Here is a 14,103-nt window from a genome sequence, read left to right as displayed (position 1 = left end):
CAACGCTTGCGGCCCGCCGCGAAAACAAGGAAATGCCAACACCCGATAATTCACAAAAAGATAGTGCATAGTGCAGGATCACTTATCCATAATTTAAAAAACGATCTCAAATCATAGAAAAATCGCGTATAACTTTAAAACTGTGCGAAGCACGCAATCAAGAATAATAAAATTGATTTTGAAAATTGCAACACTTCAGACAGCACTGTCTCAGTAGAAAAATTCTGCCAATCGACACAACCGATACAAGCGGTTCAGGCAGCCAATGCCAGCCTCTGCAACACCGGAATCATCTCCGAAGGATCAGGCCGCTGCGTATAGTCAGGATTGACTTCCGAATACGCAACGACGCCATCCATACCGATGACATATCGCGCCGGCATCGGCAGGGTCCAGCCCGGGTCGCCTTTGAACGCAGGCAGATCGTTCTTCCATGTCGCCCGAGCACTACGACGTGACGTTCAATGTGAACATGCGCGGGTTGATTTTTACTGTGCAAAAGGCGCTGCCGCTGATGCGCGCGGGCGCGAGCATCGTCCTCACCAGCTCGGTTGCCGGCGTGAAGGGGTTTGAGCGGCGACGGCCAAGACGCTATCGGCTTCCTTTCTCGAAAAATTGCGTTCGGATCGGGCGTTTTCCATATATGGAAAAAAACTCTGGTGTATGGGAATTAATTGACCTTCCGCGAAGCGCGCTCGTATAGTCCCCGTGAACTCTGCAAGTCCGCGGGGACTTCAACGAACGAGGATGTCAACTTGCGCCATTACCAGAATTTTGCCGACAACCACTTCAACGATTCGGCCCGAGTGCCTTCCATCGAGGTCTTCAATCCCGCAACCGGGGACATCGTTGCCGCCGTCGACAGCGCGAGTCCCGAAGGCGCGGATCTGGCCGTTCAGTCCGCTGCCGCCGCACAGAGAAAGTGGCGGCGCATGCCTGCCGTCGAGCGCGCGAAAGTCCTGTACCGGCTGGCCGACGCGCTGGTTGCCCGCGCCGACAGCATCGGCCAGGCGCTCGCGCTCGAGTCCGGCAAGAGCCCCCAGCACGCACGCGCCGAAGTGCTGTACGCGGCCGAAGTCACGCGCTATCACGCGGAGTGGGCGCGCCGCATCACGGGCGAGATCATCCCGAGCGACAACGTCAATGAGAACCTGATGTTGTTTCGCGAGCCGATCGGCGTCGTGGTCTGCCTGATTCCGTTCAATTCCCCCGTCTATACGCTGATGCGCAAGCTCGCGCCGGCGCTCATCACGGGCAACACGGTGGTCGTCCGGCCGAGCAGCTACACGCCGTGCTCGGCGCTGGAGATTGCCCGCGCCGTGCAGGACGCGAACGTCCCGGCCGGCGTCATCAATATCATGGCGATGAGCCATGTCGTGGCGGAACAGATCTGTACGCACCCGAGCGTGGGCATGATCACGTTGACGGGGAGCGTCGGCGCCGGCCGCAAGGTTCTTGAATATTCGCAGGTCAATATCGCGAAGGTGGCGCTCGAACTCGGCGGCAAGACACCCGCGATCATCGAGCCCGACGCGAATCTCGAGCAGGCGGCCGCCGATATCGTGCGCTCCAAGACCACCAACTGCGGCCAGCTTTGCACCGCGGTCGAGCGTGTTTACGTGCACGAGGAAGTCGCATCGAGGCTCATCGGCCTGCTGCGCAACCGCATGCGCGAGCGCCAATGGGGCGATCGCAGCAAGAACCACGACTGGATGGGGCCGCTGATCCACGACAACGCACGCCTGCATATTCACCAGATGGTGGAGCGCGCGATCGACGACGGCGCGGTGCTCGAGTGCGGTGGCGCGATTCCGGAAGGCAAGGGCTTCTTCTATCCGCCCACGCTCCTCACCGGATGCCGGCAGGACATGGAGATCGTCCAGGAAGAAACGTTCGGCCCGGTACTGGGTGTCGTGACCTATCAGACGCTCGATGAGGCGCTGGACATGGCAAACGATCACCAGTTCGGCCTTGCCTCGATGATCTACAGCGAGAACCACCGCACGATCATGCGCGTCGCCAACGAGATCGAGGCGGGCGAGTGCTACGTGAACCGTATTCCCGACGATCCCTATCAAGGCCACCACGGCGGCTGGAAGCGCTCGGGCATCGGCGGCGACGATGGCCAGCACGGCATGCTCGCGTTCACGCAGACGCGCCTGGTTGTCGTGCCCTACTGAGCCGTAACGTGAAGTCGGACTGAAAGCCCGGCGGGGCGTACCACCGCGAGCTGCGGTTCGTCCCCGAAAATCGGCGGGAGTGCCGCATATCGTCTGGACTACAAAATAAATAGAGAGGAAACCACCCGCCAAAGCAGCACGTTGTCCCAGCTTGTCATGCAATCCCGGTCCAGCGGACCGGGCACACGATACCAAACGAAGGAGACGCCATGACTGTAACAATCGAAACGCCCGAGCGGACACGGGCGCAATCCGCGACACCCGGTTCCCCGTTGGTCCGCTATTTTCAGCTGGCCGTGCTGACGCTCGCAGCGGGTGCACTGTATCCGCTGCTTTATCTGCGGCAGAATTTTGAAAATACCCTGCTGCAGGCATTCCATATCACCGTCGATCAGCTCGGCGAGCTCTACTCGATATTGGGCATCGTCTACGTGGTCACCTACATCCCGAGCGGATGGCTTGCCGACCGCGTCAGCTCGCGCTGGCTTGTCGTGTTCTCTCTTGGCGTCGTGGGCCTGCTCGGTCTGTGGTTCGCGACCTTTCCCGAGCCTTCGATGCTGCGCTGGATCTTTCTGGGCTGGGGCGTCGCGGGCGGGCTGACGTTCTGGTCGGCCATCCTGCGCGCCGTCAAGCTGCTGGCCACGGAGCGCGAACAGGGCCGCTTCTTCGGCATTCTCGACGGTGGCCGCGGACTCACGGAAGCCGTGCTCGCCTCGATCGCCGTGGCGATCTTCGCCCGCTACGCGAGCCTCGCCCCGCAGCTTTCGCTGCGCCCCGTGATCCACATGTACGCGTACACGTGCCTCGGGATCGGCGTGCTCGCCGGGTTGATCCTGCCGAATGACCGCAACCGCACGCGTGAATCCGCCGGCGCGGGGCAGGGCCGCTCATCGGCCATCGGCGACTTCGTCACGCTGATCCGCATTCCGGAAATCTGGCTTATCAGTCTGATCGTGCTTGCGGGCTATCAGTTGCTGTGGGCGACGTTCTCGTTCTCCAGCTACATTCAGGAACATTTCTCGGCGTCCGCCGTGCTCGCGGGCGAGCTGACCGTCATCAAGCTGTGGATGCGCCCGATCGGCGCCATTGGCGGCGGCTTCCTCGGCGACCGCTTCTCCAACGTCAATGTGCTGGGCGGCGGCATGCTCGCGGCGGCTATCGCGTGGCTGCTGTTCGTGCTGGTGCCCGCGTCGGTGCCCATGTGGCTGCTGGCTTGCTGCATCGTGGTGCTCGGCCTGATGACCTATTCGGTGCATGGCCTGTACTGGGCCATCATCGACCGCTGCCATGTGCCGGCGCGCGTGACGGGGCTGGCCATCGGCATCATTTCGATGATCGGTCTTTCGCCGGACGTGTTCCTGCCGATGATCAGCTCGGCCATTTCGCACCGCTTCCCGGGCGTGCTGGGCACCCAGCTCTACTTCGTGTATATCGGCGTGTGTTGCCTCGTTGGCAGCGGCCTCGTCTATGTCTTCAAGAAGCGCACGGAACACTACCGCTTCCCGGTCCGCTGATTGGCGGTGCAGCGCGACACGATTCAACTGCTCTTAGTTACAGGAAATACGGATGAAAATCACCTCGCTTGAGACCTATGTCGTTGCCGTGCCGCCCCCGTATATCGGCGGCCGTTACTGGATCTTCGTGAAGCTGAAGACCGCCTGCGGCATCGAGGGGGTAGGCGAAGTCTACGCGGCGAGCTTCCATCCGGGCGTGATGGAAGCGGCGATCGCCGACGTCTACCAGCGCTACCTCGAAAACCACGATCCGCATCACATCGAGCGCTTTTTCCGCGAGGCCTATTCGAGTGGCTTCACGCAGCGTCCGGATCTCACCATGATGGGGATCGTGAGCGGCCTTGAAATGGCGTGCTGGGACATCATCGGCAAGGCGGCGAACAAGCCGGTCTACGAGCTGATTGGCGGCAAGGTGAATGAGCGCCTGCGTTCCTATACCTATCTCTATCCGAAGACGGCCGATGGCGAGTATAGCCACGACTACGAGGACGTCGAGCTCTCGGTGCACTGCGCCGAGGAGTATGTGAAGCAGGGCTTCACCGCGATCAAGTTCGACCCGGCCGGTCCCTACACCGCGTACTGCGGCCACCAGCTCAGTCTCGACCTGCTGGAGCTCTCGGCGACGTTCTGCAAGCGCCTGCGCGAGGCCGTCGGCACCCGCTGCGATCTGATTTTCGGCACGCACGGCCAGATGACGCCCTCGGCCGCGGTGCGGCTCGCGCGCTACATCGAGCCCTATGACCCGCTGTGGTTCGAGGAGCCGGTTCCCCCTGGCCAGTCCGAAGCCATGGGGCGCGTCGCACAGAAGACCAGTATTCCTGTGGCTACCGGCGAGCGGTTGACGACCAAATATGAGTTCTTCGACGTGCTGCGCAACAACGCGGCTTCGATCCTGCAGATGAACCTCGGCCGTGTGGGCGGGATTCTCGAAGCGAAGAAGATCGCGAGCCTGGCTGAAGTGCACTACGCGCAGATTGCGCCGCACCTCTACAACGGGCCGATTGGCGCGGCCGCGAGCATCCAGCTCGGCGTGGCCTCGCCCAACTTTCTGATCCAGGAAAGCATCATGCGCTGGGAGGGCTTCCACGCCGAGATCCTCAAGAAGCCGATCGTCTGGGAAGACGGCTACATTATTCCGCCGACGGAGCCCGGCCTCGGCGTCGAGCTCGACATGGATGTCGTCAAGGCCAACATGCCGTACACGAGCCGCCGCCTGCATTTGACCGTCTCGACACAACCGTTCGACGTGAAGGCCGGACCGTCCGATAGCTGGAAGGCGCGCTACGCCGTCGACAAGGAATAGGCGCCAGGGATGGATGCGAAGGCCTTTGACTACATCATCGTGGGCGCCGGCTCCGCCGGCTGCATTCTCGCTGACCGCCTCAGTGAATCGGGCCAGTTCCGGGTGCTGCTGCTCGAGGCCGGCAGCGCCGACAAATCCATGTGGCTGCGCATGCCGCTCGGGTTTGCGAAGCTTTTCTATCACTCGAAGTACAACTGGCGCTATCAGACCGCACCGCAGCGAGAGCTGGCGGGCCAACGTGTCTACACGCCGCGTGGCAAGGTGCTGGGCGGCTCGGGTTCGATCAACGCGATGATCTACGTGCGCGGCCAGCAGGAGGATTTCGACGACTGGGCCGCGCAGGGCAATCCCGGCTGGGGCTGGGACGACGTGCTGCCCTGGTTCAAGCGGCTGGAATCGCACTACGCGGGCGATTCCGAATGGCATAGCAGCAGCGGCAAGATCCGTATCACGCGGGACCCGGTGCATCCGATCTGCGAGTCGTTTTTCGAGGCGTGCAGCGCACTGGGCCATCGCTCGAACGATGATTTCAATGGCGCGCGGCTCGACGGGTTCGGCGTCTATGACATCAACACCCGTGACGGGCAGCGGGATTCGTCGTGCACCGCATACCTGCACCCGGCCATGAAGCGTTCGAATGTCGTTGTGCAGACGGACGCCCTCGTGGAGCGCGTGCTGTTCGACCGGGACCGCAAGGCGACCGGTGTTGACGTCCTGATCAAAGGCCGCCGCCAGCACTTCGCCGCGCGCCGCGAAGTGATCCTTTCAGCCGGCGCCGTGGAGACACCGAAGCTGCTGCAGTGCTCGGGCGTTGGAAACGCAGCGCTGCTGACGCGGCATCAGATTCCCGTGGTCCACCATCTCCCCGCGGTTGGCCAGAACCTGCAGGACCATCTGTGTGCGTCGTACTACTATCGCGCCAACTGCCCGACGGTGAACGACGAGGTGCGTAGCCTGCCGCAGCAGGCGCGGGCCATGTTCGAGTACCTGTTCCGGCGCAAGGGGATATTCGCAACGACGGTCAAGGCCGGTGGTTTTTTGCGCACCGATCCCGCGCAAAAAGCCCCCAACGTGCAGCTGTACTTCAATCCGCTTTCGTATGTCCTGCCGGAATCGGGTGGCATGCCGCGCGTCGAGCCGTACTCGGGCTACACGATCTTTTTCGCGCCGTGCAGGCCGACCAGCCGCGGCAGCATCGAGCTGACCAGCGCCGACATTCACGTCGCGCCACGCATCGATCCCAACTACCTGTCGACTGAACACGATCAGGCCGAGGCGATCGCCGGCAGCAGGCTCGTGCGCGAGCTCGCGGCAACGTCCTCGCTCAAACGGGTGACGGCGGAAGAAGTGCGCCCGGCGCAGACCGTCTCCGACGACGCCAGCATGTTGCAGTTCTTTCGCGAGCAGAGCGGCTCGATCTACCACCTCTGCGGCTCGTGCGCGATGGGCAGCGATACGGAGCGCACGGTCGTGAACAGCCAACTGCAGGTGCATGGTTTGACCGGGCTGCGGGTGGTGGACGCCTCGGTATTCCCGAACATCACCTCGGGCAACATCAATGCACCCACGATGATGGTGGCGGAAAAGGCGGCAGACATGATCCTGGAGGGCGCTGCCGCCTGAAGCAGCAGGCAGGAGACAATTTTTACAAGTTAAAAGACCATGAAAAAAGACCTGAATAAATATCATTTAGCCATACTAACGTCTTTGCTGGCGGGGTTGCCTGCGGCAAGCCAAGCCCAGAGCAGCGTGTCGCTATACGGGATAATCGATGGAGGCGTCACGTACTTGAACAACTCCGGCGGCGCCCATGTCGTGAAGTTCGACGATGGCGTTTCGTGGGGGAACCGGTGGGGCCTGCAGGGTACTGAAGATCTCGGCGGCGGCCTTTCGGCGGTGTTCGTGCTCGAAAACGGCTTTCAACTGGGCAATGGCACGCTGGCGCAGGGTGGGGCGGAATTCGGGCGTCAGGCGTATGTCGGGCTCAGCAACGCATGGGGCACGCTTTCGCTGGGTAACCAGTACGACATGACGCGGGAGATCATTTCGAACTACAACATCTCCGGATGGGCGAGCGGCTACGCGATCCACCAGGGCGACTTCGATCGCGTCAACGGCGACCGTCTCCCGAACTCCGTGAAATTCATGTCGAAGGAGTTCGCGGGGTTCATGTTCGGCGGCATGTACTCGTTCGGCGGCGTGGCGGGCGACTTCCACCAGAACAGCGCGTGGAGTGCCGGTGCGCACTATGCGAATGGCGCATTCACGATCGGCACGGCCTACACGCAGCTGAACAACCCCCACGGCATCTACGCGTTCGACCCGTACGCAATGATAGGCACGAGCACATTCCTCGGCCGCCCGACGATCAGTGTGGATCCGGCAACGGGAGCGGTGACCGACCTCTATGCGAGCACCCCATTTCCTGTGGACAAGCAGGGCACGTTCGGCGTCGGTAGCAGCTACGTGATCGGCAACGTGACGCTGATGGGCAACTTCACCTATACGACCATCAAGGCGTTTGGCGACTCGTCGCACATGAAAGTGGCGGAGGGCGGCGCCAACTGGCAGGTCACGCCAGCGTTCAGCGCGATCGGCGGCTACCAGTACACGAACTTCGAGGGCCATCACTGGAACCAGCTTTCGGCAGGGCTGCACTACCTGCTGTCCAAGCGCACCGATGTCTATCTTTCCGGCGACTGGCTGAAGGCATCGAGCGGCGTCAATGCGGTGATCGGCTACGCTTTCACGCCATCGACCACGACGACCCAGGCCGACGTGCGTATCGGCATGCGCCATTCGTTCTGATCGGTCGGGATATTCCCGTGCTTGCCTGGAGGCAGATCTTTACCGGACTCGGGTAAAGGCTGGCCTCCGGTTCAGCGAGTCCCGGTCAAAGCCGATAGAATGATTGCCGATGAACGCGCCCGATCCCTTACCCGAAGAGAAGTCGAAAGCCCCCGCCGTGGACGGGGCACTGGACATTCTTGAAACGCTGGTCCAGTCCACCTGGCCACTGACCCTTTCGGAGATCGCCGAGCGCGTGGGCCTCCCCGTAACGAGTTGCCACCGCATTATCGGCACGCTGCTGCAGCGGGGGATGGTGGTGCGCGACCTGCAGCGCAGGAAGGCGTATTGCGCGGGCGCCAGGCTCTTTCAGATGGCGTCCGCGGCCTATCTCCAGCAGCCGATCGTGCCGCTGTTCCACCCCATCGCCGACGTGCTGAAAAACGAACTGCACCAGGGCGTGAACCTGAGCGTGCAGGCGGGCTCGCACGCGCTCGTGGTTGCCCACGTTGCGTGGCCATTTGCCGACACGTTCGGTGTCTACGTGGGCCTGTCCGACGTGCTGCATCAGTGCGCGTCCGGCAAGGCCATGATGAGCATGCTGCCCGCGAACGTGCAGAAGCACTACTGGAGCGAGTTCATCTCGGGGCGTGCCGTGCACGGCGCGGCTGCGCCTGTGAGCGTCGACAAATGGATGCACGAGCTCGCGGAAATCAAGCGCGTCGGCTACGCGTTGAGCCGCTCGGACCTCGGCCCCAGTGTTTGCCATCTTGCGGCGCCGGTGCTCAACCGCCGTGGGGAACCGCTGGCCGCCATGGGCGTGTCGTTTGCCGCGCAGCACGACGTGCGCCCCTACGTCACGCCGTTGATCCAGGCAACGTGGCAACTGTCGTCACGGCTCGGTTAGCGATCCTGAGCGTTACCGAAGCTCGATCACGAACGCATTGGCCCCACGCGCCACAATGCGCGCAGGGCCTGTTTTGCCGGCGCCAGCGGATCAAATCAACGCCTTGCCTATGGACGCACCGCCGTCGACAAAGAGCGTCTGCCCGGTGATGAATCCGGCGTCTTCGGAAAGCAGGAAAGCGATGGCGGCGGCGATCTCGTCCGGCGTGCCGAAGCGTTGCATTGGCACGCTCGAGAGATAACGCTTTTCGCCCGCGCTTCCAGGCGGGTTGTTGGCGCGAAAGAGCTCGGTCACCGTCGGGCCCGGCGCGACGGCATTTACCGTGATCCCGGTTGGCGCGAGCTCGAGCGCCCATGAGCGCGCGAAACTCACGAGCGCGGCCTTCGCGGCGGCGTAGGCGGTGCGTTCGACCGCGCCGAGCACGGTGAGGCTCGCAATGTTCACGACTCGCCCCCAGCCGCGCGAGCGCATGCCCGGCAGGATCGTCTGCATGGCCTGAAGCGCGGGATGGAGATTGACGGCGAGCACGCTGTCGAGATCGTCGAGTTGCACTTCGCCGATCGCCTGCGGACGCACGAGGCCCACGTTGTTGACGAGGCCGTCGAAAGCGTAGCGGCTGGACAACTCATGGAGCGCCTGCTCCGTGGCCGCGCGGTCGGCCAGATCGACGCTCACGAGGTCGCCGGGAAAGTCCTCGCGATGCCGGGCGAGGCCCACGACCCGATGCCCCGCCTTCGTGAGCCGGTGCGAAAGCGCAAGCCCGATGCCTTTGGTTGCGCCGGTCACGAGAAAGGTTCGAGCGTTCATGCCAGCGCTCCCGATGCACGCTCGGCGGCCTGGCGCGCTGCGGAGGAGGGCGAAGCCGTGCTCGAAGCGATCGGATAGTCGATATACCCGCGCGCGTCGCCGCCATAAAACGTCGTCCGGTCGTAGCGATTGAGCGGCATGCCCGTGCGCAGGCGCTCTGGCAGGTCCGGATTGGCGATGAACATCCGGCCGAACGCGACGAGGTCGGCATGGCCGTCGATCACGATCTGCTCGGCGCTCTCGCGCGTGAAGCCGCCGGCCGCGACGAGCGTGCCCTTGAAGAAGCGGCGGATGTCCTTCGACGAGACGTCCGACTCGGCGGCCTCGCGCTCTTCGATCCCGCGGATGCGCGGCTCGATCACGTGCACATAGGCCAGCGCGTAGCGGTTCAGGCGCGTGGCGACGTAGCCGAAGGTGGCGTGCGGATCGCTGTCCGACATGGTGCCGTAGGTGCCGCTCGGCGAAAGCCGCACGGCGACATGGCCCGGGCCCCAGACGCCGACGACCGCGTCGAGCGTGTCGAACAGAAAACGCGCGCGGTTTTCGAGCGAACCGCCATAGGCATCCGTGCGATGGTTCGAGCCATCGAGCAGGAATTGCTCGAACAGATAGCCGTTGGCGGCATGCAGCTCGATGCCGTCGAAGCCGGCTTCCTTCGCGAGCATCGCGCTGTGGCGGAACTGCTCGACGATGGCCGGGATTTCATCCGTTGCCAGCTCGCGCGGCACGGGCAGTTCGGCTTCGGCGATCTGGCCTTGCGCGTCGCGAATCGCGGCGTGCTCGAGCGAGCGCAGCGCGGACGGGGCGACCGGCGTGAGGCCGCCCGTGTTGGCCGAGTGCGCCTGGCGGCCTGCGTGCCAGAGCTGGACGAAGATCGAGCTGCCTTTTGCGTGAACGGCGTCCACCACGCGCTTCCAGCCGGCAACCTGCTCGCGCGTCCACATGCCCGGCGCATCCACATAGGCGATGCCGAGCGGCGTCACGGCCGTCGCGTCCGTAATCAGCAGACCGCCTTCGGACGCCCGCTGGGCGTAGTACTCGACCATCAGGTCGCCGGCAACATTGCCGGGCTCGGTTCTCATGCGCGTGAGCGGCGCGAGCACGACACGGTGCTTGAGGGCAAGCGATCCGACTTGCGTTTGGCTGAACAGCTTCATCTGGAGTTCCTTCCTGCTGGGATTGCGGTGAGGCTATGTTCGCGGCAAACGCGTGGCGCAAGAAGACAGGTGGCGGCGATAGCAGTCATTCCTGCACGGCATGGCGCGGCTGGCCGCGGGGTGGACGAATGAAAACCTTATGGACGCGGTCGTCGCGATCGGCGACAAGGTCGTGACCAACTATCTCCATGGCGTGACCCGCGTGCCGGTCGATTTCCCCGCCGCGCCGAAGCTGCCGGCATAAGGCACGCCAGCCCGCGCCGCCCCGCCGGGCGCGGGCTAGAGCGATTGTTCGCGTTTCGCGAATGGCGCATTCGGCCCCTAACCCATACCCGTCGCGCGGCGCTTGCCTCTATCTTTCCCTCACCGGTGGCCGATGGAGCCGTCTGGAGGAGACAAAGATGAAAACGCAGGATTGGGATGTGGCCTACGAATGGAAGGCCGTGGTGCTACTGGCCCTGGGTTTCGGGCTGGTCGGACTCGACCGGTGGCTGATTGCGCCGCTGTTTCCGTCGATCATGAAAGACCTGAATCTGAGCGCCCAGGATGTGGGCAACTGCATCGGCATCCTCGGTCTTTCGTGGGGGATCTTTGCGGCACTGATGGGTGGCATTTCCGATAAAGTGGGGCGCCGCAAGGTGCTGATTCCGGCCATCATCGTGTTTTCGCTGCTGTCCGGCTTTTCCGGGCTCGCGGGCGGCTTCATGAGCCTGCTGGCGGTGCGCGCGCTGATGGGCGTGGCCGAAGGCTCGTTCTGCCCGACGAGCTTCGCCGCCACCGCGGACGCCTCCCATCCCAAGCGCCGCGGCTTCAATCTCGGGCTGCAGCAAAGCGGCTTCGCGCTCTTCGGTCTCGCGCTTGCGCCCATCATCGCCACGCAGCTGCTCAGCTTCGTGTCGTGGCGCTGGGTCTTCGCGCTCGTGTCGGTTCCGGGGCTGATCCTGGGCCTCCTGATGTTCCGCGTGATACGCGAGCCGAGCCCGCAGCAAGCGCCGCAAGGCGAAGCCGTGACGGCCCACGCCGGCGCCCACGCGCCGGGCGAGCGCGGCAACTGGCGCGCCGTGTTCAAGAGCCGCAACATTCCGATTGCCATGGTGGCGCTCTTTTGCGCCATGACCGGCGTGTTCGTGCTGGGCGCCATGCTGCCGCTGTATCTCACGAACTACCTGTCGCTCGATACGCAGCATATGGGCGTGGTGGTCTCCGCCATCGGCTTCGGCGGCTTCGTCGGGCAGTTCGGGCTGCCGGGCCTCTCCGATCTGCTGGGGCGGCGCGTGGCAAGCGTCGTGGGCTTCGCGGGCACCGCGGTGATGCTGTGCCTCTTCCGCGGGATCGGCGCGCAGCCGCTCGAATTGTTCGTAGTGCTGTTCGTTGCCTCGTTCTTCACGCTCGGCCTCGTTTCCCTGCTCTCGGGACCGGTCTCGACCGAAGCCGCGCCGCTGGGCATGGTGTCGACGGCGATCGGCATCGTGGTGGGCGCGGGCGAGATCTTCGGCGGCGGCGTGGCGCCCGCGCTCGCCGGTTTCGTCGCCACGCGCTTCGGCATTCAGAACATCCTTTGGCTGCCGATCTGCGCGGTCGTGCTCGGCATCGGCGTGAGCCTGCTGCTCACGGAGACCGCGCCCGCGAAGCTGCGCCGCCGGGGCCGCGAAGCCGCCGGGTTCGCCGCGGCCGAGCTGCCGGAGTAAGCCGCAAGCGCGTGTTCCGCGCGCCACCGTGCTCGCCCGCCAGCGTATAAACTGACGGGCGACACCGGTGGAGAAGGGAGCAGCATGGACCGTTTTTTGAGTATCGAGGCCTTCGTACGCGTGGCCGAAACGAGCAGCTTCGCCGAGGCCGCGCGGCAATTGGGCGTCACGAGCTCGGTCATCACGAACCGTATCCAGCAGCTCGAGAAGTTCGTCAACGCGCCGCTCTTTCACCGCAGCACGCGGCATGTGCGGCTCTCCGAAGTCGGCGAGACCTTCTATCGCGAATGCGCCGAAGTCGTGGGGCGCGTGAACGAGCTGACCGACCAGATGCGCGAGTTGCGCGCGACGCCCACGGGCCGCCTGCGCATCCAGATCCTGCCCGGCTACGCGCTGAGCCACTTCGCGACGCCGCTGGCCGAATTCAACAAGCGCTATCCCGGCATCCAGCTCGATGTGATCGTCAACGACCGCGTGGTCGATCCGATCGAAGAGGGCTTCGACGTCGCCTTCCAGATCTTTCCCCCCATCTCCGATTCGCTGATCGAGCGACGCCTGTTCACCGTGCGGCGCCTGTTTTGCGCGTCGCCGGCCTATTTGCACGAGCATGGCACACCGCAGCATCCGCGCGATTTGCTGCAGCACACCACGGCGCTTTATTCGGGTTATCCCTCACGCAACCGCTGGACCATGACGCGCAGCGAAGAGGTCGTGGAGATGGAGCTGCCTGGCATGATCCGCTCCAATTCGGTCCATTTGCTGCGCGACTATGCGCTCACGGGCGGTGGCGTCGTGTGCCTGCCCACGCTCGTCGCGAGCGCCGCGCTGATCGACGGCACGCTCGTGCCGATCCTGACCGACTATGTCCTTTCGCCGCTCAGCTTCGCGGCCGTCTATCCCGCAACGCAGCGACAGGCGCTGAAGGTGAAAGCGCTCGTCGAATTCCTCGCCGACTGGCTGGGCCCCGAGCCCGCCTGGGACCTGCCGCTCATCGAACGCGGCTGGGTGAGCTGAAGCCGGGCCTCGGGTCCGCGCGTTCGCGCCCGCTCTTGCAGCGCCCCGCTTACGGCCGCGCTTTTAATCCGCGCTTTTGCTCCGATTATTCGCGAAGCGCGAATGCCGTAATCGCTACGGCGCCGGTTGTTGCCGCCCCGGTACGCTCCTAAAGTTGAATCCAACGACAAGATGTTCCAGCGAACGGATTCCACTCAAGGAGACAGCAATGACCGAGACGTCATTCCAAACAGTCTTTGGCTCGCTCGACGGCTACCGCAAGGGCGAGATCGAGATCACCAGCGGCAGCGCCAGCCACTACGTCTTTTCCAACGTCTTCGAAGTCGCTTCGAAGTCGGCGCCGTATGAAAAGGTCGTGGCCGGCAAGAACCTCGAGTACGTGATCGAGGTGCTGCGCACCGAAGGGCAATCGGCATGGTTCGCCTGCGCCCACGATGAGTTCGTCATCCTGATGGACGGCGAAGTCCGCATCGACTTCATCAAGCTCGACAATCCGCCGAAGAACGGCACGGGCACCGTGGCCGCCGGCGAGCATCCGCAAGGCCGTCCGATGGGCCATGTCGTGCTGCGCCAGGGCCATCAGGCGCTGCTGCCCGCGGGCTGCGCGTATCGCTTCAGCGCGCCGAAGGCCGGCGTGGCGCTCGTGCAGACGATGATCGGCGAGCTCTCCGTGCAGAAGTGGGCCGATATCTGCCTGCACTGAGAAGCGCGGAAACGATCAACCGAAGAGATCTGGAGACAAGACA

At 63.7% G+C, this 14,103-nt stretch carries 12 protein-coding genes and 1 pseudogene; 10 read left to right on the top strand and 3 right to left on the bottom strand.

The window, feature by feature from the left end:
• Nucleotides 1-254: 254 nt before the first annotated feature.
• Nucleotides 255-431: pseudogene (locus BO1_RS61425) on the bottom strand (peroxiredoxin-like family protein); the annotation flags it as partial.
• 2 nt (nt 432-433) lie between these two features.
• Here BO1_RS61425 and BO1_RS58210 point away from each other — a divergent pair.
• From BO1_RS58210 to BO1_RS32190, 7 genes are all read left to right on the top strand, one after another.
• Complete coding sequence (locus BO1_RS58210; RefSeq protein WP_084688333.1) at nt 434-703, top strand: SDR family oxidoreductase; 270 nt, start codon at nt 434-436, stop codon at nt 701-703.
• 52 nt (nt 704-755) lie between these two features.
• Nucleotides 756-2,180 (top strand): aldehyde dehydrogenase, encoded by a 1,425-nt coding sequence (gene aldA, locus BO1_RS32215; RefSeq protein ID WP_028221077.1) that lies wholly within the window; start codon nt 756-758, stop codon nt 2,178-2,180.
• Between the two features lie 209 nt (nt 2,181-2,389).
• Nucleotides 2,390-3,694, top strand: coding sequence for an MFS transporter (locus tag BO1_RS32210; protein ID WP_043287467.1), 1,305 nt, complete (start codon nt 2,390-2,392; stop codon nt 3,692-3,694).
• 52 nt (nt 3,695-3,746) lie between these two features.
• A complete protein-coding gene (locus tag BO1_RS32205) occupies nt 3,747-4,997 on the top strand; it encodes a mandelate racemase/muconate lactonizing enzyme family protein (protein ID WP_028221075.1) in 1,251 nt (416 codons plus the stop codon).
• Nucleotides 4,998-5,006: 9 nt separating this feature from the next.
• On the top strand, nt 5,007-6,620 hold the full coding sequence (locus BO1_RS32200; protein WP_028221074.1) for a GMC family oxidoreductase: 1,614 nt from the start codon (nt 5,007-5,009) through the stop codon (nt 6,618-6,620).
• Between the two features lie 39 nt (nt 6,621-6,659).
• A complete protein-coding gene (locus tag BO1_RS32195) occupies nt 6,660-7,805 on the top strand; it encodes a porin (protein WP_043287464.1) in 1,146 nt (381 codons plus the stop codon).
• Nucleotides 7,806-7,914: 109 nt separating this feature from the next.
• A complete protein-coding gene (locus tag BO1_RS32190) occupies nt 7,915-8,691 on the top strand; it encodes an IclR family transcriptional regulator (RefSeq protein WP_028221072.1) in 777 nt (258 codons plus the stop codon).
• Nucleotides 8,692-8,781: 90 nt separating this feature from the next.
• On the opposite strand, the gene BO1_RS32185 is transcribed toward BO1_RS32190, so the two are convergent.
• Entirely contained in the window at nt 8,782-9,498 is a 717-nt protein-coding gene (locus tag BO1_RS32185) for an SDR family oxidoreductase (RefSeq protein WP_028221071.1), read from the bottom strand.
• Entirely contained in the window at nt 9,495-10,655 is a 1,161-nt protein-coding gene (locus BO1_RS53660; protein WP_043287461.1) for an alkene reductase, read from the bottom strand. The genes BO1_RS32185 and BO1_RS53660 overlap by 4 nt, the downstream gene beginning before the upstream one ends.
• A gap of 401 nt (nt 10,656-11,056) precedes the next feature.
• Between BO1_RS53660 and BO1_RS32170 the strand changes: the two genes are divergently transcribed.
• The 3 genes from BO1_RS32170 (at nt 11,057) to BO1_RS32160 (ending at nt 14,060) form a co-directional block, all read left to right on the top strand.
• A complete protein-coding gene (locus tag BO1_RS32170; protein WP_028221070.1) occupies nt 11,057-12,343 on the top strand; it encodes an MFS transporter in 1,287 nt (428 codons plus the stop codon).
• Between the two features lie 84 nt (nt 12,344-12,427).
• Nucleotides 12,428-13,357: a LysR family transcriptional regulator gene (locus BO1_RS32165; RefSeq protein WP_028221069.1), complete on the top strand. Its 930-nt coding sequence runs from the start codon at nt 12,428-12,430 to the stop codon at nt 13,355-13,357.
• A gap of 208 nt (nt 13,358-13,565) precedes the next feature.
• A complete protein-coding gene (locus BO1_RS32160; RefSeq protein WP_028221068.1) occupies nt 13,566-14,060 on the top strand; it encodes a cupin domain-containing protein in 495 nt (164 codons plus the stop codon).
• Nucleotides 14,061-14,103: the final 43 nt, after the last annotated feature.

It is taken from the genome of Paraburkholderia oxyphila NBRC 105797, from assembly GCF_000685075.1.
Taxonomy (GTDB): Bacteria; Pseudomonadota; Gammaproteobacteria; order Burkholderiales; family Burkholderiaceae; genus Paraburkholderia; species Paraburkholderia oxyphila.
Note: the sequence above shows the minus strand (reverse complement) of the source record. Positions and strands in the feature narration are given on the sequence as shown.